The organism is Pseudoxanthomonas mexicana, assembly GCF_001556105.1.
GTDB lineage: Bacteria > Pseudomonadota > Gammaproteobacteria > Xanthomonadales > Xanthomonadaceae > Pseudoxanthomonas_A > Pseudoxanthomonas_A mexicana_A.
The window spans coordinates 41,143-62,344 of record NZ_LSIF01000034.1 but is presented as its reverse complement, the minus strand read 5'-3'; the positions used below and the strand labels follow the sequence as shown (position 1 = coordinate 62,344).

The following is a 21,202-nucleotide window of genomic DNA, read 5'->3' as shown; positions in this document are numbered from 1 at the left end:
CGACGTCCTTCAGACCAGGGCTTCCACCGCCTCAGGGTGGCTGAGGAAGGCGCGCGGGCTGGCACTGTGGCCGTACGCGCCGGACTGGAACACCACCACCAGGTCGCCCGGCTCGGCCACGTCCAGCTCCATGCGATCGGCCAGCAGGTCCAGCGGCGTGCACAGCGGGCCCACCACATTGGCCGTCTCGCGCTCGCCACGTCGCCCGTTGACCGCCACCGGATAGTTGCGACGAATCACCTGGCCGAAGTTGCCGGATGCGGCGAGATGGTGGTGCATGCCGCCATCGACCACCAGGAACACCTGGCCGCGGGAGATCTTGCGATCGATCACGCGCGCCACGTAGATGCCGGCCTCGCCCACCAGGTAGCGACCCAGTTCGATCACGATATGGGCGCCCGGGAAATCACCGACCAGCCGGTCCGACAGCCTGGCGAGGTTGTCGATGACCGGCGATGCATCCAGCGAGGTTTCGCCCGGCGAATACGGGATACCGAAGCCGCCCCCCAGGTTCAGGCTGCGTATCGGCGCCGGCAACAGATCCTGCCACTCCAGCGCCTGTTCGTAGCACTTGCCCTGCGCCTCGACGATGGCGGCATGCCGCAGGTTCTGCGAACCGGCGAACATGTGGAATCCCTCGAACGCCAGGCCGGCACCGGCGATCTCCCGCAGCAATTCCGGCACGCGCTCGGCATCGACACCGAATTGCCGTGCCCCGCCGCTCATCTTCATGCCGGACGCCTTCAGCTCGAACGGCAGGTTCACCCGTACCGCCACGCGCGCCGGCACACCGCTTCGCTGCCCGGCATCGGCCAGCGCCTTGATCTCGCGGAACGATTCGACGTTCACCAGGATGCCGGCCGCAGCGGCCTGCCGCAGTTCGTTGTCGGATTTGCCAGGCCCGGCGAAGCTGATGTGCTGCGGCGACATCCCGGTGTCCAGCGCGACACGCAGTTCGCCGGCGGAAGCCACGTCGATGCCGTCCACCAGTCCTGCCATGTGGCAGACCAGCGCCGGCATCGGATTGGCCTTCATCGCATAGTGCAGCAGCACCGCCTCGGGCAGCACCGCGCGCAGGCCTTGCGCGCGTTCGGCCAGCCGGCTGCGGTCGTAGACGTAGCAAGGCGTGCTGCCGACGGCCTCGACGACACGCGTCAGCGGTTGTCCGCCGACCAGGATTTCGCCAGTGGCGTCACGCGGCCATTCCCAGCTCGGGATTGATGCATTCATGCGGTGCGGGTGTCCGTTTGTGCTGAAGTGCCCCGTCCGATCGCGCGATGGAAGTCGATCAGTTGCAGGATGTTGTTGCGCCACTGCCGGTGCTGGGTGATGTACGCGCGGGCATTGGCGCCGATGCGCTGCAGCGATTCCGCATCGCGACTGTACTTCAGCACGCTCGCCACCGCTGCCTCCATGTCGCCGGCCGGGAACATCCAGCCAGTCCGGCCTTCGTCCAGCACCTCGCGGATGGGCTCGAAGTCGGGCGCCACCGGCGGCACGCCGCAGGCCATGAATTCGAACAACTTGACGGGCGAGGTGTAGTCGCCCGCACTCGGCAACACGGCCATGTCCATGGCCGCCAGCAGGCCCGGCACCTCGTCGTGCGACACGCGGCCCGTCAGCACCACGCGTTCGGACAGGCCACGATCTTCCACGAACGCATGCAGTGCCGGATAGGTCGAACCATCCCCTACCAGCAGCAGCTTCAGATGCGGTTCCTGCTGCAGGCGGTCGGCGATCTGGTACACGAAACGGTCGATCGCGTGCCAGGGCACGAACGCCCCCAGGTAGCCGCAGACCACGTGGCCTTCCAGCCCGTAGCGGCGACGGGCATCGTCGCGCTGCGCCTGGGTGAAGGTGAATTTGTCGATGTTGGCGGCATTGGGAGTGACGATGGCCGGTGCCATCCCGGGATGTGCCGCCAGTGCGCGATCGCGGAACACGCCGGACACGAATACCAGGCCGTCGGCGTTGCGGAACGTCCAGCGTTCGATCGCCATCGCGAGCCGCTTGAAAAACAAGGGACGCACGCGCTCGACCGTCGCCGAGTCGTTGACCTCCAGGATCATCGGCATGCCACGCATGCGCGCCAGCCAGGTCGGCAGGAACATGAACAACGAATAGCGTTCGTAGATGAAGGCCAGGTCCCGGTGCTGCCGCAGGTAGGCGAGCAGGCGCCAACCGGCGACCAGGTTGTAGAGCACCTCGACCAGTTCGAACAACGGCTCCGGCAGTTTGTTGATCACGCCCATCCACGGCCGCGCCTGCCTGGTCGGTGACATGGCCTTCGGCGACGAGTACGGATCCGCCCCCGGCACGGAGATGATGTCCACGGTCACGCCTTCGGCCCGCAATGCGTCGGTGACGCCACGGATATGCACGCCCTCGACGGCCTTGCCCTGGGTGCGGTGGTGGTAGAGCACGCGCTTGACGGGGGTTTCCATGTTCACTCGCTGGAGGAAGTCGTTGGCGTCTGCAACGCCAGGGGTTGTCCGAAGGTTGCGGTACCCAAGGCCTGGGCGATCAATCGCTCACTGTCGTGGGCCAGTCCTCGTCGTCGCACGTCGATCCACTCCAGCGTGCGCGCATGGTCGGAAAGCCGGCGCTTGTAAGGCTGCGCGCCGGCCAGGAAATCGAAGGTATCCAGCCCCTCGTCGAGGCACTGCTGGATGCAGGCGGCCAGCGCGATCGAGCCAGGGCTGTCGTAGCGGGGCAGCGCGCCGTAGTTCAGTCCGCAGTTGTAGAAGTACACGGTGCCGCGCCAGTACAGGTTGTAGAGATACCCGACCACGAGCGGGCCTGCACTGATGCGCGTCATCCGGACGTAGCCGTCCGCCAGCCCCTTCCGCACCAGAGTGTCGTGGAAGGCATGGAAGAAGCCGCCGGCGAACGCGCCCTCCTCGCCCTTCGAACGCCATCGACGCTCGTGCAGGATCCTCAGTTCATCCAGCCAGGCCAGCGCGCTGTCGATGCTGGCGGCGACCTCGACCTGCAATGCGCCATGCGCCCCGTAGGCCCGCTGGCTCTGCCGCAGGTGGTGCCGGAAGTTGCGCTTGAGCGAATCCATGTACCCCTTGCCGCTGGCCCGCAAGCGGGTCAGGTCGACCCGGTAGCATGGCTGGGTATGCACGCTGTAGCAGTGCAGCCCCGGGGACAGCGCGGCGGCGATGTGCGGGCCATCGGCGGTTGCGCTGATGCGGAAGCGCCGCCAGCCGTCCCAGTGCTGTTCGAGCGCGCGGAACAGCGCGGCGTAGGCCGCGACTTCGCCGCCACGCCGGGTCAACAGGCCGGAATACTCGACGCTGATCTCGTCCAGTGCCTCGATCCCGGTTTCCTGCAACCGCAGCGAATGGCGCCCGAAGAGTCGGCCGTTGCCGCGTTCCCGTGCGTCAACCGCCAATGCCAGCGCGAGCAGACCCTGTTCGTCTTCGACCCGGAACACCCGTGGCACGATCTGCGCCGGCAGGTGATCCAGCCAGGTCGATATCCAGTGCCAGTGCGTGAACGGCGTGCCATCGGCCTGGGCCTGCAGGCGACGCCAATCGCCTGCAAGATCCGGATACTCCGTCAGCGCCAGCCATTCGCCACGCGGGTCACTCGCCACTCGCGACGCCACGCCCCCCACGGCGCCCCTCATCAGGCACGACCCAGGCAGACGTCTTGGCTGCGCACCGCCAGCACCTGCCTGCATACCGCCAGCGTATCGCTGGCGACATCGTCCCAGCCGCGGCTGACAGACGCAGAGAGCGCCTCGGCGTCCCATGACCTGGCCAGCGCATCGGCCAGGCCGCGCTGCAGTGCCTCCGCATCGCGCGGCGGCACCATGATGCCGTTGCCGGCATGGATGATTTCACCGGTACCACCCACCGCCGTGGCCACCACCGGCCGGCCGCAGGCGATGCCTTCGACGACCACGTTGGGATAGCCCTCGGACCAGCTCGGCAGGGTCAATACGTCGGCAGCGCCGATCCATTCGGCGACCTGCACCGGTTCCAGTCCGCCGGTCATGGTCACGCGTCCGCCCAGGCCGGTGGCCTGCACCAGGCCCGACAGTTCGTCACGCATCACACCGTCGCCGATCAGCGCCAGGCGCAACGTCGGGTCCCCTTCGGCCAATGCCTGGAAAGCCTTCAACAATTCGCGCATGCCCTTGGCTTCGACGAAGCGGCCGACGTAGGCGATCAGCCGTGCATCCGCCGGCACTCCCAGCGTGGCACGCATCGTCTTCTGGTCGCGCGGATGGAACACGTCCGTGTCGATACCGTTGACGATCGGATGCACGCGCTCGGGATCGGCGCCGAACGTCGCGATGGCGGTGTCGCGCATCGCATGGCTGACGGTCAGCGTTGCATCCAGGCCCCGCAGCGTGTGCCGTGTCATGTGGGCGTTGAGGCCCGAACGCACGTGGATATCGGAACCGCGCGCACCGACGATGCACGGCACGCCGAGATGCCTCGCCGCCCGCTTGGCCGCAAAGCCATCCGGGTACACCCAATAGGCCAGCACGATGTCCGGCGCGAAACGACGCAGCCGCGGCACCAGCGCCCGGCTTGCCATCCAGCCATTGGTGGCGCGCGATATCCCCGGCAACGCCGGGTAAGTGAAGGCCTCGACATCCACGCCATCCAGCGTGTAGTCGGGGCCCACCTCGCCACGCAGGAAGCTGCGCGGCGACAAGCCGGGAATGCGCGGATAGCTCGCCTGCTGGAAGAACACGCGTACCTGCGCAAGCTGCGACAGCGCGCGCGCCGTTTCATGGATGTAGCGACCCCGCGTCTGGTCGTGGGGTACGGGCAGCATCGGTGTGACAAGGGCTATTCGGGGCATCATCAGACTATTTGAACGCGATTGTTGCCGATCTCAGGCCAGTCGCATGGGTCACCCCATCGCCAACAGCACCTTCAACACGACGTAGAACGCCGCTACGGCACCCATCGTCAGCACGCCCCAGCGCACGATGTGGCTACGCAGGCGCAACTCGCCCAACGCCGGGAATCGCGCCAGGACGTTGGAGTGGTGCGCCACGACGAGGGCGGCGAGCAGGTACAGCAGGATCACGTAGCTACGGCTGAGGAAGAAGGCCGCGGCGAAGAATCCCGACTGCGCCACCAGCAGGACCAGCGCCATCCTCCTGGCCTCCTGCCAGTCCAGGATGTCGTCTTCATCCTCGAACTCGGGTTCGAAACGGACGATGCGGTACATCATCCAGAAGCCGTAACCGACGAACGCGAACCACAATGCGAAACCGACGATGCCGGTCTCCGCCAGCACCAGGATGATCGAATTGTGCGCCGTCAGGTAGTGGTATTGGGTGAATTGCCCGGCACCGACGCCCAGCACGGGGTGGGTGATGAACATCTGCATGCCCTCGTACCAGGCGTCGATGCGACCCGACGCCGACGATTCCTGCACGTTCAACTCGTCAAGCCGCGAAGGCATCAACCGCAGCACCACCAGGGCACCGGCGCCCAGCATGGAGGCCCAGATCGCGCCGCGCTGGATCCAGATGTACACGGCCGTCATCGCGACCACGGCCAGGAACGAGCCTCGCGAATTGGTCAGGTAGATGCCATAGGCCAGCAGCAGGCACCCGCAGAACCAGAACAGTCGCCGCATGCCGAGGAAACCGCCACGGCTCCCCAGGTAGACCGCCATCGGGATCGAGATGACGAACAGCATGCCCAGGTCGTTGGGATCGCTGAAGATGCCCACGTACTGGATGCGTCCGTCCTCGACCGTGGTCTGGCCGGTCCAGCCGACGCCGGTGGAGGCCTGCTGGGCACCGTGCACCGCCATGACGAACGCGCACAGCACGAACACCATCATGGTCGTCCGCGTGTAGCCCGGCGTATTGACCGCATTGGCGAGCAGGAAGAACGACACCACGCACGGCAGGAAATAGAGGAAGGCCTCCAGCGCGCCTGCGAACCACCCGATCGCCAGCAATGACAGGCAGAGGACGAGATGGAACATCGGCAGCAGGATGTACTGCGGCGCGTTGAATCGCTTCTCGCGCGAGAACACCCAGGCCGCCGCCGCCGCCGCCATCGCCAGCGGCAGGATGGGAATGGCGAAGCCCTGCATCTGCGGATAATCCTGCGGCCGCAGCAGCACCAGCATGAGATAGATCAGCACGAAGACGAACATCATCATCGGCAGCTACCCGAAGAGGCGTGTGCATGGCGTCCGCACCGGGGCATCGCAGGATCTCCGCTCACCACAGGTGCAGCCTCGGGTTGCGTACGTACGCGACCAGCGCCTGGCCGGCGTAGAGGTTCATGTGCAGGAACGTGGACATCAGGCGCACGGGCATCCAGGTCGACAGCGCGGGTAGCCAGGTCGCAGCGGTCAACAGCGCGATGCCCCCTAGTCCGGCAAGCAGGCAGGCCAGGTAGAACGGATGGGAGAACGCCAGGACCGCCGACGAGGCGGCCAGGATGCAGAGCAGCCAGGGCACCGCCAGTCTCAGCAGCTTGTGGCTGACGAAGCGGAACCAGAGCGGATTCTGGAACGGGATCACCAGCCACGGCGCGATCGCGACCGCCTGGTAGTTCCCGGCCAGCGTGCGGACTTTGCGTACGCGCTCCTGCGTCGATGTCGTGGAAGGCGTGTCCCAGGCGACGGCGCCCGCCTCGAACACGACGCGATAACCATCCCGCACCACATTCATCGGCGTCAGCACGTCGTCGAGCACGGTGCCGGCCGGGAGCGGCACGTACAGGTCCCGGCGGATCGCATACAGCGCGCCGGTGACACCCACGACAGACCCGCTGCGGGCTTCTGCGTTGCGGATCATTTTCTCGTACCGCCAGTAGGCGCCCACGTTGGCCGCGAATCCTCCCTCCTCATCGAGGAAGCAGAGTTCGCCACTGACCGCCCCGATGTCCTGGTCAGCGAAATTGGCCACCAGCCGGGACAAGGCATCCGGTTCGAGCCGCTGCCGCACATCGACCATCAGGAGGACTTCCCCGGCGGCCATGCCCGCGACGTCGGCCAGGCAGGCGGCCTTGCCGCGACGATGCGGAAAGTCGACGACGCGCACGCGACGGGACGCGATATTCCGCAGCGCATCGGCGGTGGCATCCGTGCACCCGTCGCAGGCAACGACGATGTCCAGGCTACCTGCCGGATAGTCCAGCGACAGCAGGTTCTCGACCTTGGACACCGCGCTTTCCGCCGCATTGTGCACGGCCAGGATCGCGGTGACGCGCGGGAAGTACGCGCGCTTGCGCACGGGCTTGGGAAACAAACGGCCCCACGCGAGTATCCACAGCGGATAGCCCACGTACGTAAACACCACGACGAACAAGCTGGCCCAGAACGCCAGGAGAACGGAGGTATGCAACATCAAGGCGCGCCATCCGCCGGCAATCCGTCGGCCCAGCGTTGCAGGCGACCCTGCAACCGGCTCGCGAGGGCCGGGTAGCGCTGCAGCAACAGGCCCAACTGATGCACGTCGCCCGCCCGCCAGGCACGCATCACCATCGTGCCCAGCACGAAGACCGCCGCGTAGAGCAGGCCCGCGGCCAGTTCGGTCCACAGGTTGATGCCGCTGATCAGCATCGGAATGATCGCGATGGCGAGGGCGACCAGCGCACAGGCCAGCATGCGTCCGAGTTCGCGCCACGGCACCCGCAGTTTCAGCAGGCGCGACACGCCGGTGGCCATCAACGCGAAGATCAGGACTTCGGAAATGGCATGCGCGGCGACGGCGCCATTGAGACCGTAGCGCGGAATCAGCAACAGCGACAGCACGGCCACGCTCACGATCGAGAACAACACGTAGCCTACGCGCAGGTGCTGGTTGTCCGTGGTGGACAACAAGGCATTGAACGCGCCGCCGATCATGGTGAATCCGCCCACCACCATCATCGCCCTCAGGGGGCCCACCACCTGCTTGTACTCCGCGCCATAGAGCAGCGCGACCGCGGTATCGGCCAGCAGCGCGCCCGTACCCGCCAGCAGCAGGCCGATGAACGCGAAGTACCGCATGGCGTTGGCCATGATCGCGTTGACACCGTCCTGTCCCGTCTTGCCGAATGCGTGCCCCATCATCGGCATCAGCACCGTGCCCAATCCCGACGCGAGCAGGTCGACGCCGCCTCGCGTCAGCGCGGCGGCGATCGCGAAGTAACCCACCGCCGCAGAGCCCACCATGGCGTTCAGCATCCAGGTCTCGATGGACTTGTTGCTGATCGCATAAGACAGCGTCAGCACCACCGTCCAGCCCAGGTGACGCTTCAACCGCACCAGCGTCGCCGGTTCGATCGGTTCCGGCGAAGGCCGTACCCCCGCCTTGCGCAACATCGCAGACGAGCACACCACATAGCCCACGCTGACCGCGGTGAAGAGCAGCAGGTAGGCCAGCAGCGACGCGTTCATCGCCACCAGCACAAGCACGGCCACGATGTTGATCAGGCTCATCGTCACCGTGGAGCGCGCCTCGACGTGGAACAGGCCGTATCCCTTGGCGACGGAGACATCGAACAGGAACATGGACTTGGCGATGGCCGCGACCAGCACCACCCCTGCGAACACGGCCAGGTGTCCCTCCCAGCCGGCGGGCGTGAAGAACGGCATGATGAGCAGGAACACCAGCGTGACCAGCACCACGCAGACCAGTTGCCACCGGCGCAACCATCCATGGATGCTGCGGGCGGTCTCCGGCGAACCCCGCCCCAGGCTTTCCGATGCGAAGCGGATGACCGTCGTGGTCAGGCCGTTGTTGCTGAACATGATCAACAGACCGGCCATCCACACCATGTAGGTGTAGCGTCCGAACTCGTTGGGTCCCAGGGTCCGGGCCACCAGGACGCTCGTCAGCAACCCCAGCGCGTAGGTCACGTACGTGGAGCCCATGACCATGATGGCGCCGCGTATGGCCGTTCTGCCGTTGAAAGGCTGGTTCATATTCCCCTGGGGTCGGTGCAATGGGCCGCACCCATGCTGATTGTCAGGAACAACGCGAAAACCACCCGACAGTGGTCACGTACCCGGCATCGCCCGCATGGCTGACGTTCATGCAGTGACCTCCGGCCGCTACCTTTTCCGTTGTTCGCTCCATATGGAACCTTCAGGCAAGCTGGGCATCGTTCATATCGTTGATTCTCTCGAGTACGGCGGACTGGAACGCGTCGTCGCCGACCTCGCCATCGCACAGGCCGCGCATGGGCATCGGGTCAGGATATTCAGCCTCTGTGACACCGGCGGGTTCCGTCCGCTGCTCGAAGAAGCCAACATCCCCGTCATCATCGGCCACAAGCGGGGCGGCGCGGATCCCGGACTGATCCGTTCGCTGCGCGCCACGTTGCTGGATGCCGGCGTGGATGTGGCGCATACGCACAACTTCGTCCCCAGCTATTACGCCGCGGCCGCGACACGGTTTTCCGGGCGGCGACCGGCCCTGGTCAACACCTGCCACAACATGGGGAGAAGGCTGGCCAATCGTCGGCTGCGCTGGCTCTACCAGTGGTCGTTGGCGCGGTCGCAGAAGATCGCCCTGGTCGGCATGAAGGTGCGCGACCAGTTGCTGTCGCGCGACCTGGTCCCGGCCGCCAAGAGCAGCATCGTGCTGAATGGCATTCCGGTCGATCGTTTCCAGCCATCGCCGGCGGACCGCGCCCGGATCCGTGCCGAGCTCGGCATCGCCCGCGAGGCGCTGGTGGTCGGCACGGTCGGCAGGCTGGTCGAACTGAAGAACCAGCGGCTGTTGCTGGAAGCGGCCGCGCTGCTGCAACCGTCCCATCCCGACCTGGTCGTGGTCCTGGCAGGCGAAGGCCCGCTGCTGGACGACCTGACGGCGCTGGCCGGGCGACTCGGCATCGAGGACCGCGTCGTGTTCACCGGTCCCCGCAAGGACGTCCCCTCGCTGCTCAACGCCTTCGACATCTTCGCCCTGCCCTCGCACACCGAGGGCCTGTCGATCGCCTTGCTGGAAGCCTGCGCCGCCGGACTTCCCCTCGTCGCCACGCGCGTGGGCGGCAACGATGAAATCGTCCAGGACCACCACACGGGCCTGCTGGTTCCGTCGGACGATGTCGGTGCGCTCCGCACGGCGCTGTCGGACCTGCTGCAGGATCCCGCGAAACGCCTGCGCATGGGCGAGGCGTCCCGCCGATGGGTGGTCGAACACGGTTCGATCGGGGTCATGCGGGACCACTATGACGCGCTTTACGCCAGCGCCTTGGGCGTGCGCTGAATCCCCGTTCCGGATCCCGGCCGCTACTGGCCGGCCCGGCTTGCCAGGTCCTCGAACGCGCGCTCGAGGCCGGCTTCGGTCGCAACGCGCTGCTGCCACCCGATCGCCTTCAGCTTGTCGTTCGGGTAGTCGAAGCGGCGGTACATCGAACGGACCACGTACGGCGTGAACACCGCGGGCAGTTGCCCCTTCGACCACTGGTGGTAACGAAGCAGCACCCTGGCGCCCAACAAGAACAGCGGATACGGCACCGGCACGACGCGCAGCTTCCCGACCCTGCGCCGGTAGGCCCGCAGATACTGTGCGCAGGTGGGGATATCGTCGTCGACCACGTTATACGCCTGACCGTCGACGCCACGCAGTGCGGCGCAGGCGATCGCATCGGCGCAGTTGTCCACGTAGGTCAGCGGCAACGGTGCGCCACGGCCCAGGCTGAAGAACAGGCCCATCGCACCGATCCCCACCCGGTTGGAGAACGCACCGCCGCCCGGCCCATAGATCACGCCGGGGCGCAGTACCACGGTCTCGAAGCCATGCCGGCTGCGGTACTCGTCGAGCAGGTGCTCCTGCCGTGTCTTGGCATGCGCATACGGCCCCTTGTCGATGCCGATCGGTTCGATCGGCACCGTCTCGTCATGTGCGGCGCCGGTCGGCAGCGATGCCGTGCGGTAGACCGCGAACGAACTCACCATCACCACCCGGCGCACGCCGGCATCGGCGGCGGCCTGCAGCAGGTTGCGGGTGCCGACGACGGTGTTGGCGAACATGTCGGCCGCCGAGCCGCGCATGCCGGCCGCCGCGTGCACCAGCACCTCCACGCCCTCGAGCATCGGCGCCAGGTCGTGGCGGTGCAGCAGGTTCGCCGCCACCACGCTGACACGGGCGTCGGGATGCGCGCGCTGGAGCTTTTCCAGCAGGCCGGCGGGCGCGGTGCGGCGCACGTGGATGCGCAGGTCCTTCACGCCCGCGACGAGCAGGCTTTCGGCGATCCTGCGACCGAGGAACCCGGCCGCGCCGGTCAACAGGACGGTCATGCGGGCCGCTCCAGCGCTTCGACGATGCCGTCGATCACGGTCGCCACGCGCAGGATGTGCGCATGCGGCACGGGATCCTCGCCCTTGCCCTCGATCGCGTCGTAGAACCCTCCCAGCAACACGCGCATGCACTGGAAGTAGTGGAACCGGTGGTGCATGAAATCCCCTGTGTTCTTCGCGCCGCTGCGAGCGAAGCGCAGCGCCTGTACCCACGCCGGGAACAGCCGTCCCAGCGCGCTCGGCTGGTCCTGCCGCGCACTGCGCACCAGCGTGCGTGCCGCGTAGTCGAGCTCGACGGTGTCGCGCGTGCCGTACACCTTCATCGCGTGCGAGACCGGCCTGGCGTGCGAGCTGACCATGCCTGACACGGTGGTCCCGTTGGCGCCGGCGAGGGTGAAACGCAGTTCGTCCGGCATCGCATCCAATGCCGGATCGCCACTGGCCGGGCGCATACGGTGGGCGAACGCGTTCACCACCACCGGCTCCTCCAGGAACGGCACGACCTTGGCCAGTACGTGGTCGAGCACGTTGTGGAACAGCTTGCCCGGCAGCCGGTGGACCCAGTGCGCCGGATCGCCCATCACCGCGATGCCGTAGTCGCCACCGAGGTTGTAGCCGTAGCTGGTGTCCACGTGCACCACGTCGCCCAGCGCGTGCTCGGCCATCAGGTCGCGCAGTTGCAGGCCGGGAGTCTCGAAGTTGTAGAGATAGTTCACGCCGATCCTGCGGCGGGTCGCCTGCGCAGCATCGAGGATGCGCCGGGTACCGGCGGCATCCAGCGCGAACGGCTTTTCCAGGAAGACGTGGCAGCCAAGTTCCATTGCCTCGCAGGCGAGTTGCACGTGCGAATCCGGCGGCGTCACGATGTGCACCACGTCCAGGCGTTCGGCCCGGATCATGTCCGCCATGTCGGCGTGGCCGGTCACACCACTCCAGCGTTGTGCGAACCGTTCGACCATCAGCGGTTCACGGTCGCACGCGGCGACGAGGTCGGCGCGACCGATCGCGCGCAGTTGCTCGGCATGACCATCGGCGATCTTGCCGCACCCCACGATCCCTACCCTCATCCGATGCTCCCGGCGGTGCGCGGCATCGCCGGCTCCGACGCGGTTTCGGCGACGCGGTACGCCGGTCGCGGGATCACGTAGTCCCGGTACTCGCCCGGCTCGCCGGTTTCCCCGGCCTCCGCGGCCTTCGCCAGGTTGTACATCTCGCGCGCACTGACGTAGTGCAATTTCCACTCCTTGCCGTCGTTGTAGCGGGACTCCAGGTAGCGGTGCGCCTCGTCCATCGACGGGCCCAGCAAGGTGTCCATGTCGCAATCCTCGGCGCCGTGGGTATGAATCTTGACGAAGGTCCACTCGGGACGGCCTTCGACATGGATGCCGGTCTTCACCCACGCGTCGATGCGATCACGCGACGGCGGCGCCACCTTGCGGATGTCGGAATTCTCGATGCGAGGGATCACGCCGAACTTGCGGCTCTTCCAGCGGAAGCCCAGCGGGCCCTGGATGATCATCAGGTCCGCGTCCTGCCGGCCGCCGACGCGCACGCGCGGACCGGTATCGTGGGATTTGCAGCGCAGCGGATCGTCCTTGGCGTAGTGGATGCGGTTGACCGTTCGCGTCTGGCACGGGTCCGGCGCTGCCGGCAGCGTGAAGTCGGCGTAGCAGCCCTCTTCGCGCAGCACGATCAGTTCGTTGTTGACGCCGCAGTGGCGGCCGCTGGGATGGCTGTTGTCCAGCGCCCAGTTGCCATGGATGAACGACCAGCGTGGCTGGCCGGTGAGCGGGTCGCGCGGCAGCGCATCGTGACGCGCGGCCAGCAGTTCGGTGAAACGCGACAGCTTCTCGCGAAGCCCGGCCTCGGTGTCGTTGTCGTGGTGGAGATGGATTTCGATCTCACCCAACCCCTGCCGGCAAAGGTCGACCAGCGCGTCGAGGTGTTCCTCGCGGTACTCCTCCTCGGGATAGAAGAACGAGTGCACTGGCGCGCGGCCATCGGCGTCGCGGTGACCGGCACACAGCTTCGGCAGGTCGCGACTCCAGCGCGCCACGCGCGCCCGCTCCTTCTCCAGGTCGGGCTTGCCCCAGGCCGGCTCGTAATGGTCGACGAAGCAGAACAGCAGGTGCCGGGTGGTGCCCTTCGGGACCGGCGCGCGCCAGTCCTGTTTCATCCAGGCAAGCAGCCAGCCCATGACGTTGCGTTTGCGTACCAGATGCACCGCCAGGACCAGGCCCAGCAGCGCGACGACCGTCAGCGAAAGCAGAATGAACTTCATCAGTGGTATCCCGGGAGCAAAGCGGTCCCATGCATTCTGCAGGGAGAGGTAGTGCGAGCGCGCGGCAAGGTCGGCATCGTCTGCGCCGGCGTCCAATGTGGCAAGGGTACCGTCGCCGACGGCGACCGCCGGTGGTGGTGGTGGCGCGGCCGCCGCCTGCAGGCCCGTCTCGTACGCACCGAGGTCGGGCGGATCGCCGCGCGGATGGCCGTCGACGTCATCGGTGACCGTGTCCAGCGGCGTGCCGGCCCTGATCGCAGGACTGCCGGGCTGCGGCTTGCCCGTCTCGTCCAGCAGGAAAGCCGCCTGCATGCCGTGGGCATCGGCCCCCATGCGCCGGCGCCAGCGGTCGAAATCGCCATTGGCGACCAGCATCGGCGACTGGGGGCGCTGATCGATGAAGCGGCAGGCGCCCGCACGATCCGAATACCCGTTCCAATCCATGCCGGGATCGCCATCGAGCGCTGACAGTCCGCCGCCCAGTTCCTCTTCATGCACCCAGCGGATCTCCACGCACGGGCGGCCATCCTGCATGACGAGGTTGTTGCGTACGGTCGGATTGACGTTCGCCGGCCGCTTGGCGTCCTTGTCCCAGTCCTGGAACGACAGGCCGAAGAACAACGCAGCATGCCCCTTCAGCCCGGCATTGATGATGGTGTTGTTGGCGACGATGGCGTCCTTGGACGCGTACATGCCAATGCCCGAGTAGCCCGTGTTGCGCACCACGTTGTTGCGCACGATCCCGCGGATCGACTCGTAGTACTGCGGGTTCGCGCTCAGGTCGAAGAACTCCACGCTGGTGTCGAAGCCCACCAGGATGCCCGCATCACCCGTGTTCTCCACCCGGTTGCGCTGCACCACCACGTCCCGTGCGCCCCCCTTGAAGTACATGCCGGTGGTGGCCGTGTCGTGGATGTAGCTGTCTTCCACCAGCATGCCGTCGGCATTGACGTTGTCGATGCCGTCGGCGTTGCTGTTGTCACGTGCGCCGGTGGTGTGGATCTCCACCCGCCGGATCGTGGCCCGGTTCGACTTGGGCGTGATCTTGATCCCGTCGCGCCCCGTGCTGTGGATCAGCAGGTCTTCCAGCACCACGTCGCTGGCGCCGGTGTCCGTGGCCGGGCCGCCCTGGTACCAGTTGGTCTGCAACATGATCCCGTAGTAGTAACCACCGCTGATCTCCAGGTTCGACAAGCGGCTGCCAGAGGCCGCCGGGTCGATCTGGATGGTCACCGAGTCTGCCGTGGTGATCGCGCAGTGGATGCGTGCCTTGCCTTCACCGGCGTAGGTCTGCAGCGTCATCTTCTGCCGCAGGCGGACATCGCACTCGTTGTAGATGCGGTTGTTGGCGGGCGCGCGCAGGGTGATGGTGTCGCCGGCCCGGCCAGCGCTGATCGCACGCTTGACCGTCCGGTAGGGGTTCTGCAGCGTGCCGGTACCGCTGGTGTCGTTGCCGGCCGTCGACACGTAATACTCCGCCGACAGCGCGGGCACGCTCAATACCGCACCCGCGACAAGCAGCAGTGCGGCCACGACACCGGAAACGCGTGCAGGAATGGGCATGTACATCGGCGACGGATTTCCTGAAGTTTCGAGTCCCGCCGTGTACCATCACGACAGTGCGGGGCTCGGGCGATCCCGGGCGCACACGTCGCGCCCGTCATCGCTATTGCCGACAACGCGTTCGTCGTGATCGCCCCAGGAAATGGCCCGCGCACCGCGTCTCATTGGGGAAAAACGCGGATGTGCCCGGATTCCGGCCATGACAGTCCTGTTTCAGCGACAAACCGCGTTGTACAGGGACAGGATCTGCAAGACGCGTGTCGCATGCCGGGGCTGCGCGCGAGGTCATGAAGGGGATGGAACTTGAAAAGAGGCATGATCGCCAAACTGCTTTCGGTGACGGGATTGGGCCGGGTGCTGGCCGCCATTCCCCGCCGAGGGGTGCTGGTGTTCAATTACCATCGCGTCGGCGATGGCGCGCAGTCGCAGCCATACGACCGCGCCCTGTGGAGCGCCAGCGTCGATGACTTCGACGCACAGGTCGGCCATCTCGCCCGTGGTTTCGATGTCATCTCCCCGAAAGACCTCGACCACGCGCTTGGCGACCGCCGGGGTCGCTATGCGCTGATCACCTTCGACGACGGCTATCTCGACAACTACGAGCTGGCCTTCCCGATCCTTCGACGCCACCGTGTTCCCGCTGCGTTCTTCATTGCCACGGGTTTCATCGACAAGCCTTCACTGCCGTGGTGGGATGAAATCTGCTGGTTGCTGCGCACCTCCACCCAGCCACGTATCTCGCTGGCGCCGTGGATTACGCAACCGCTGCTGCTGCAACCTTCGTGCGATACCGCCATCGCCCTTGTGCTCGCCCGATACAAATCACTACCCTCGAGCGAAGCCGCGACGATGCTGCACGCGCTGCGCGAAGCAGCGGGCGTCCGTCATCCGGACGATGTGTCCGGTCACTGGATGAACTGGGACATGGTCCGCGAGATGGCGCGCGCCGGCATGACGATCGGCGGGCACACGGTCAACCATCCGGTGCTGTCGCGGATGCCGAAAGAGCAGCAGTACCAGGAAATCTCCGGCTGCGCCGCGCGCCTGAAGGCCGAAGTGGGCTGCGACATGGAGTACTTCGCCTACCCCGTCGGCAACCGCACGTCGTTCAACGACGACACCCGCAGTTGCCTGGAGGCGCTGAACGTGCGCCACGCGTTCTCCTACTATGGCGGCTATGCCACGCAGGCATCGCCGCGTTTCGACATCCCTCGCGTGGCCATGGAAAGGCACATCATGAAGCACGAGTTCGAAGCCATGGCATCGCTGCCGCAGATCTGCGCGCGCCCCTACAACTAAGCTCCCGCACTGTTTCCACATGAACCACGGCGCAGACTTTCTGGCCTTGTACAGGGAACTCGGCGTCGGCCCCGAGTGTGACCCCGACACCTTCAAGCGCGCCTATCGCCGACGCGTATCCGGACTGCATCCGGATCGCGCGGGCGGTAATTCCGGCAACGAAGACGCGCTGAAGACACTCAACTACGCATATTCGTCCGCGCTGGAGTTCCATCGCACGCACGGCCGCTTCCCCGGTACGACGGTGAAGGCGGCACCCGTGGCGCCTGCGGCACGAACGGAGGTCATGCACAACCCGGAGGATGCCCTCGAGGGTGAAGCCGGCGGCAGCCCTTCGAGATGGCGGACGCTGGCCTGGCTCGGACTCGCGGTCGCATTGACCGTCCTGCTGTTCTCCGCGAACGAAGGGAACATGCGTGTCAAGCAGGCGCCGTCATCCGACATAGCCCGGGCCACGGCACAAGCCGAATCCCCGCGCGCCGCCGACGGGCCCGTACTGAAGCTGGGCATGTCGCCGGATGAAGTGATCGCGGTCATCGGCCCGCCGTTCAGCAGCGACGATACCGGTCAGCAATGGCTGTACGGCGCATCATGGGTGCGGGTCGCATGTGGGCAACTGGTGGACTGGTACAGCTCGCCGCTGCAGCCGCTGAAAGTCACCCACGATCGTCCCGACCCGAGCGACACGGTGGCCGACTTCCGCCCGCGGCGGCACTGTCCCGCCACCTCCTGATCGCAACGCCGACGAGGTACGCGGAACCCGCGAGGGGTCCCGCACCACTGCCTTATGCGGGCTCTTCGTCAGCCGGGATCGGCTTTCCCTCGGCCTCGGCCTGCAGCACGCTGCGACGGATCTTGCCGGTGCCGGTCTTCGGCAGCGCATCGCGGAATTCGACGCTGCGCGGGATCATGAACTCTTCCAGGTGCGCGCGGCAGTGCGCCATGATGGCGCGTGCATCGAGGTCCTGGCGGTCGGTAACCACGATCGCCTTCAGCGCATGGCCCATCACCGGATCAGGGACACCGACCAGCGCTGCCTCGCGTATGCCAGCGAGCGCATACAGCACGTTCTCCACTTCCTTCGGGCTGACCTTCTCGCCGCGGGATTTCAGGATGTCATCCTTGCGCCCGACGAAGTAGAGGAAACCCTCTTCGTCCATGCGGAACAGGTCGCCGGTGTGCAGCACCTTCTCCCACGGATAACGTCCGGTCTTGAGCGTCTTCGCGGTCGCCTCCTCGTTGCGCCAGTAACCCTTCATCACATGGCCGCCACGCACGACGAGTTCGCCGGTGACGTTCGGCGCGACCGGCTTGCCCTCGTCGTCCGCCACCCACACCTCCGTGCCCGGAATGGCGATACCGACGCTGTCCGGCCGTTTTTTCAGTTGTTCCGGCGGCAGGTAAGTGCAACGCTTGGACTCGGTCATGCCGTACATCGAGTAGATGCGGGCGTTCGGGAAGATCTCCTGCAGCTTCAGGATGTGCGCCGGCGGCAGTGCCGCCGCGGTGTTGGTCAGGTAACGCACGCCCTGCGCCCAGGCCGGATCGAAATTGCCGATCTGCACGATCAGTGCCGCCATCGTCGGCACCAGCGGGAAACCGGTGATGTTTTCCGATGCCAGCATCGGCAGGATCTTCTGCGGGAAGGCGAAGGATTTCTCCAGCACCAGCGTCGCGCCCATCTTCACGCACATCAGCAACTGGTACAGGCCGTAGTCGAACGACAGCGGCAGCACGCTCAGCACCACGTCATCGCTACGCGACTGCAGGTAGGTGGTGATCGAGGTCGCGGCATGCTCGATGTTCTTGTGCGTCATCATGACGCCCTTCGGATTGCCGGTGGAACCCGAGGTGTAGACCAGCATCGCCAGGTCGATATCGACGCCGGCATGGCGCGTCGCCGCGATGCCGGGCGTGGCCCCGCCGACGAACGCGGCATAGTGTTCCGCACCGTCAGGCAATGGCGTGGCGGTATCGTCGACCACCACTACCTTGCGGATGCTGGGCGCCAGCGATGCCGCGGCCAGCGCCACCGTCACCAGGCTGGCCTGGGTGAACAATACCGAGGCCTCGCAGTTGTTCAACACGAAGGCGAGCTTGTCGGTCTTGGTGGTCGGATTGACCACACTGAAGATGCCGCCGGCGCGCAGCGTGCCGAAGATGCCGATCGCGGTTTCGACGCGGTTTTCGAGGAACAGCACGCATCGCTCGCCGTTGGCAAAGGCGACACGCTCGATCAATGCATCGGCGAAGCGGTCGGCGGCGGCGTCCATCTCGGCGTACGAGGTGTGCTCGCCCGCGTGGATGATCGCGGCCTTGGACGGATCGCGGGCAGCCGCGGCTGCCAGGTGCTTCTCATACCTCAGCATTAGTGCCCCGCCTCCCGTTGCTTGCGCTCCACATAGGCGACGATGCCGGCGATGCTGCCCAGGTTCTCCGGCAACACGTCCTCGTCGTCCACCGTGACCTCGAAGGTCTCCTCGATCCACGTCACGATCGTCAGCACGCCGATGGAGTCGACGACCCCGGCATCCAACAGGTTCTGGTGGGTGGCGAGCTCTTCACCAGCGTCGACCGGGAAATTCGTGCTGATGAACTCTCGTACGCGGCTTTCCATCGATTCCATGCAGGGCGATCCAATTCGTGTTCTGAGGTGTGGGCAGGGATGATGACGCAGGCAAGCTGCCCGCCGCCATCGCCTCGCGATTCTGATCCGGCCGGCGACGCATACATCCCCATCAGCGCGGGCGGCTCCGATACACAGGAAAACGCACAAGCAGGGCTGGAACGGCCAGCACCGGCATGCACGGTGTGTGCGCCCAAACGCAGACGGGGCCCAGCGATGCCGGGCCCCGTCGTTGCTACGTGTCGCTTTTTCTAGGCGTGATTCACTGCAGCCAGCCCAGGCGCGCCAGCAGCCAGCGCCACGCCACCCATGCTGGCGGCGTGTACTTGCTCACCGCTGGCCCAGCGGCGGGCTTGGCGGTGGACACGGTGGTCGTCGTGCCGGTCGAGGCCGTGATGGACTGCGTTGGCGCAGGTGTCGACGCCGAGCTGGTCGGCGCACTTCCAGCCGTCACCGCCGTGGACGACGCCGTGCTTCCCCGCACCGGGATCAGCGGCTGCACGCCATTGACCCGGATCGGTGCCGCGCTCTGTCCACCATATTCATCCGCACCCAGGTCATACGGTGCAACGCGAGTCTGGCGATCGATGTCGTCGGTCACTGCCGCCAGCGTGGTGCCGCTGTCGATCGCCGGGCTGCCTGCCGGCAAGCGTCCGGTGGCATCCACAGAGAACGCCGCTTGCTTGCTGTTGGCGTCCGCACCGGTGCCACTACGCCACTGTGCGAGCGTCCCCGCGGTCACGGTACTGCCCGGCCGGCCATCCCGGAACACGCAGCCATTACCGAAACCGTTCCAGTTGCTGTTCGGCGAACCGGCAAGGCCCGACAGGCCACCCAGGTCCGACGCATAGCGGATCTCGACGCAGCGGTTGTTGTCCTGGATGACAAGGTTGTTGCGGAGGGTCGGATTGGTGTTGGCCGGACGACCCGCATTCGGATCCCAGTCCTGGAAGGTCACGCCGAAATAGAGCGCCGAGTGGCCCAGGCGGCCCGCATTGATGATGGTGTTGTTGGCGACGATGGCGTCCTTGGACGCGTACATGCCAATACCCGAGTAGCCCGTGTTGCGCACCACGTTGTTGCGCACGATCCCGCGGATCGACTCGTAGTACTGCGGGTTCGCGCTCAGGTCGAAGAACTCCACGCTGGTGTCGAAGCCCACCAGGATGCCCGCATCACCCGTGTTCTCCACCCGGTTGCGCTGCACCACCACGTCCCGTGCGCCCCCCTTGAAGTACATGCCGGTGGTGGCCGTGTCGTGGATGTAGCTGTCTTCCACCAGCATGCCGTCGGCATTGACGTTGTCGATGCCGTCGGCGTTGCTGTTGTCACGTGCGCCGGTGGTGTGGATCTCCACCCGCCGGATCGTGGCCCGGTTCGACTTGGGCGTGATCTTGATCCCGTCGCGCCCCGTGCTGTGGATCAGCAGGTCTTCCAGCACCACGTCGCTGGCGCCGGTGTCCGTGGCCGGGCCGCCCTGGTACCAGTTGGTCTGCAACATGATCCCGTAGTAGTAACCACCGCTGATCTCCAGGTTCGACAAGCGGCTGCCAGAGGCCGCCGGGTCGATCTGGATGGTCACCGAGTCTGCCGTGGTGATCGCGCAGTGGATGCGTGCCTTGCCTTCACCGGCGTAGGTCTGCAGCGTCATCTTCTGCCGCAGGCGGACATCGCACTCGTTGTAGATGCGGTTGTTGGCGGGCGCGCGCAGGGTGATGGTGTCGCCGGCCCGGCCAGCGCTGATCGCACGCTTGACCGTCCGGTAGGGGTTCTGCAGCGTGCCGGTACCGCTGGTGTCGTTGCCGGCCGTCGACACGTAATACTCCGCCGACAGCGCCGGGACACTCAGTCCAAGGCCGGCGGACAGCAGAAGGACAGGGAATAGGGATCGGGGACGCAGGGGGGCGATGGCCATGAAAGCTCCGTTAAAGCGTGACAGCGCCCCCTGTTGCGCCGTGACGGTTTTTGAAAAATCATTCAAAATCAATCATTTAGGATTGATTTGAGCGGGGAGTCTAGCACGTTGAAATGACATTGCGCATGACGGGAGGTGGCCGGAAAGGGCTGCGTTCATCGTTTTGCAGCCGCACGTCCCATAAACCGGCCCTCGCAGCATGGCGACAGCCAGGCGCGTGGTCAGGGCCAGCAGGGCCGACCGCAGCGACAGGTTCGAAGGAACCGCACGTTCGCCTACACAGGGA

The 21,202-nt window shown here is 66.0% G+C and carries 16 protein-coding genes; 3 read left to right on the top strand and 13 right to left on the bottom strand.

All coding sequences use genetic code 11. From position 1 onward, the window contains the following. Positions 1-9: 9 nt before the first annotated feature. The 7 genes from AX730_RS05790 to AX730_RS05760 form a co-directional block, all read right to left on the bottom strand. On the bottom strand, positions 10-1,230 hold the full coding sequence (locus tag AX730_RS05790; protein ID WP_062353301.1) for a pyridoxal-dependent decarboxylase, exosortase A system-associated: 1,221 nt from the start codon (positions 1,228-1,230) through the stop codon (positions 10-12). After that, positions 1,227-2,444 (bottom strand): glycosyltransferase family 4 protein, encoded by a 1,218-nt coding sequence (locus AX730_RS05785; protein ID WP_062353298.1) that lies wholly within the window; start codon positions 2,442-2,444, stop codon positions 1,227-1,229. The genes AX730_RS05790 and AX730_RS05785 overlap by 4 nt, the downstream gene beginning before the upstream one ends. Before the next feature lie 2 nt (positions 2,445-2,446). Continuing rightward, positions 2,447-3,604 (bottom strand): GNAT family N-acetyltransferase, encoded by a 1,158-nt coding sequence (locus tag AX730_RS05780; RefSeq protein WP_062353295.1) that lies wholly within the window; start codon positions 3,602-3,604, stop codon positions 2,447-2,449. Positions 3,605-3,636: 32 nt separating this feature from the next. After that, complete coding sequence (locus AX730_RS05775; RefSeq protein ID WP_062353292.1) at positions 3,637-4,800, bottom strand: glycosyltransferase; 1,164 nt, start codon at positions 4,798-4,800, stop codon at positions 3,637-3,639. Positions 4,801-4,878: 78 nt separating this feature from the next. Further along, the gene (locus tag AX730_RS05770; protein ID WP_232310187.1) at positions 4,879-6,153 is read right to left on the bottom strand and encodes an O-antigen ligase family protein; all 1,275 of its coding nucleotides are present in this window, start codon (positions 6,151-6,153) and stop codon (positions 4,879-4,881) included. Positions 6,154-6,214: 61 nt separating this feature from the next. Then, on the bottom strand, positions 6,215-7,348 hold the full coding sequence (locus AX730_RS05765) for a glycosyltransferase family 2 protein (protein WP_232310186.1): 1,134 nt from the start codon (positions 7,346-7,348) through the stop codon (positions 6,215-6,217). Further along, positions 7,348-8,865 carry an oligosaccharide flippase family protein gene (locus AX730_RS05760; protein ID WP_269746987.1) on the bottom strand — a complete coding sequence of 506 codons (1,518 nt, stop codon included), beginning with the start codon at positions 8,863-8,865 and terminating at the stop codon, positions 7,348-7,350. The genes AX730_RS05765 and AX730_RS05760 overlap by 1 nt, the downstream gene beginning before the upstream one ends. A 142-nt stretch (positions 8,866-9,007) precedes the next feature. On the opposite strand from AX730_RS05760, the gene AX730_RS05755 reads away from it, so the two are divergent. After that, positions 9,008-10,198 carry a glycosyltransferase gene (locus AX730_RS05755; RefSeq protein WP_083537752.1) on the top strand — a complete coding sequence of 397 codons (1,191 nt, stop codon included), beginning with the start codon at positions 9,008-9,010 and terminating at the stop codon, positions 10,196-10,198. Positions 10,199-10,221: 23 nt separating this feature from the next. Here the strand turns inward: AX730_RS05755 and AX730_RS05750 are convergent, their stop codons facing one another. The 3 genes from AX730_RS05750 to AX730_RS18380 are packed head-to-tail and all read right to left on the bottom strand — an operon-like array spanning position 10,222 to position 15,076. Beyond that, a complete protein-coding gene (locus tag AX730_RS05750) occupies positions 10,222-11,232 on the bottom strand; it encodes an NAD-dependent epimerase/dehydratase family protein (RefSeq protein ID WP_083537751.1) in 1,011 nt (336 codons plus the stop codon). Next, entirely contained in the window at positions 11,229-12,299 is a 1,071-nt protein-coding gene (locus tag AX730_RS05745) for a Gfo/Idh/MocA family protein (protein WP_083537750.1), read from the bottom strand. The genes AX730_RS05750 and AX730_RS05745 overlap by 4 nt, the downstream gene beginning before the upstream one ends. After that, positions 12,296-15,076 carry a right-handed parallel beta-helix repeat-containing protein gene (locus AX730_RS18380; RefSeq protein WP_198147046.1) on the bottom strand — a complete coding sequence of 927 codons (2,781 nt, stop codon included), beginning with the start codon at positions 15,074-15,076 and terminating at the stop codon, positions 12,296-12,298. Before AX730_RS18380 ends, AX730_RS05745 begins: the two co-directional genes overlap by 4 nt. 315 nt (positions 15,077-15,391) lie before the next feature. On the opposite strand from AX730_RS18380, the gene AX730_RS05735 reads away from it, so the two are divergent. Together AX730_RS05735 and AX730_RS05730 are read left to right on the top strand one after the other, a co-directional pair. After that, complete coding sequence (locus AX730_RS05735) at positions 15,392-16,375, top strand: polysaccharide deacetylase family protein (protein ID WP_062353279.1); 984 nt, start codon at positions 15,392-15,394, stop codon at positions 16,373-16,375. A 19-nt stretch (positions 16,376-16,394) separates the two neighbouring features. After that, the gene (locus AX730_RS05730; RefSeq protein WP_062353277.1) at positions 16,395-17,108 is read left to right on the top strand and encodes a J domain-containing protein; all 714 of its coding nucleotides are present in this window, start codon (positions 16,395-16,397) and stop codon (positions 17,106-17,108) included. A 52-nt stretch (positions 17,109-17,160) separates the two neighbouring features. Here AX730_RS05730 and AX730_RS05725 read toward each other — a convergent pair whose 3' ends face one another. The 3 genes from AX730_RS05725 to AX730_RS05715 all read right to left on the bottom strand — a co-directional run bounded on the left by AX730_RS05725 (position 17,161) and on the right by AX730_RS05715 (position 20,916). Beyond that, positions 17,161-18,744, bottom strand: coding sequence for a class I adenylate-forming enzyme family protein (locus AX730_RS05725; RefSeq protein WP_198147044.1), 1,584 nt, complete (start codon positions 18,742-18,744; stop codon positions 17,161-17,163). Further along, positions 18,744-19,001 carry an acyl carrier protein gene (locus tag AX730_RS05720; protein WP_062353274.1) on the bottom strand — a complete coding sequence of 86 codons (258 nt, stop codon included), beginning with the start codon at positions 18,999-19,001 and terminating at the stop codon, positions 18,744-18,746. Before AX730_RS05720 ends, AX730_RS05725 begins: the two co-directional genes overlap by 1 nt. A gap of 262 nt (positions 19,002-19,263) precedes the next feature. Continuing rightward, positions 19,264-20,916: a right-handed parallel beta-helix repeat-containing protein gene (locus AX730_RS05715; protein ID WP_083537748.1), complete on the bottom strand. Its 1,653-nt coding sequence runs from the start codon at positions 20,914-20,916 to the stop codon at positions 19,264-19,266. Positions 20,917-21,202 lie beyond the last annotated feature (286 nt).

Bases quoted from the DNA above. Each gene is read 5' to 3' on its own strand.
- AX730_RS05720 (WP_062353274.1), bottom strand. From the start codon at position 19,001: ATGGAATCGATGGAAAGCCGCGTACGAGAGTTCATCAGCACGAATTTC.
- AX730_RS05760 (WP_269746987.1), bottom strand. From the start codon at position 8,865: ATGGTCATGGGCTCCACGTACGTGACCTACGCGCTGGGGTTGCTGACG.
- AX730_RS05765 (WP_232310186.1), bottom strand. From the start codon at position 7,348: ATGTTGCATACCTCCGTTCTCCTGGCGTTCTGGGCCAGCTTGTTCGTC.
- AX730_RS05745 (WP_083537750.1), bottom strand. From the start codon at position 12,299: ATGAGGGTAGGGATCGTGGGGTGCGGCAAGATCGCCGATGGTCATGCC.
- AX730_RS05730 (WP_062353277.1), top strand. From the start codon at position 16,395: ATGAACCACGGCGCAGACTTTCTGGCCTTGTACAGGGAACTCGGCGTC.
- AX730_RS05750 (WP_083537751.1), bottom strand. From the start codon at position 11,232: ATGACCGTCCTGTTGACCGGCGCGGCCGGGTTCCTCGGTCGCAGGATC.
- AX730_RS05790 (WP_062353301.1), bottom strand. From the start codon at position 1,230: ATGAATGCATCAATCCCGAGCTGGGAATGGCCGCGTGACGCCACTGGC.
- AX730_RS05770 (WP_232310187.1), bottom strand. From the start codon at position 6,153: ATGATGATGTTCGTCTTCGTGCTGATCTATCTCATGCTGGTGCTGCTG.
- AX730_RS05785 (WP_062353298.1), bottom strand. From the start codon at position 2,444: ATGGAAACCCCCGTCAAGCGCGTGCTCTACCACCACCGCACCCAGGGC.
- AX730_RS05775 (WP_062353292.1), bottom strand. From the start codon at position 4,800: ATGCTGCCCGTACCCCACGACCAGACGCGGGGTCGCTACATCCATGAA.
- AX730_RS05755 (WP_083537752.1), top strand. From the start codon at position 9,008: ATGGCTGACGTTCATGCAGTGACCTCCGGCCGCTACCTTTTCCGTTGT.
- AX730_RS18380 (WP_198147046.1), bottom strand. From the start codon at position 15,076: ATGCCCATTCCTGCACGCGTTTCCGGTGTCGTGGCCGCACTGCTGCTT.
- AX730_RS05735 (WP_062353279.1), top strand. From the start codon at position 15,392: ATGATCGCCAAACTGCTTTCGGTGACGGGATTGGGCCGGGTGCTGGCC.
- AX730_RS05725 (WP_198147044.1), bottom strand. From the start codon at position 18,744: ATGCTGAGGTATGAGAAGCACCTGGCAGCCGCGGCTGCCCGCGATCCG.
- AX730_RS05715 (WP_083537748.1), bottom strand. From the start codon at position 20,916: ATGGCCATCGCCCCCCTGCGTCCCCGATCCCTATTCCCTGTCCTTCTG.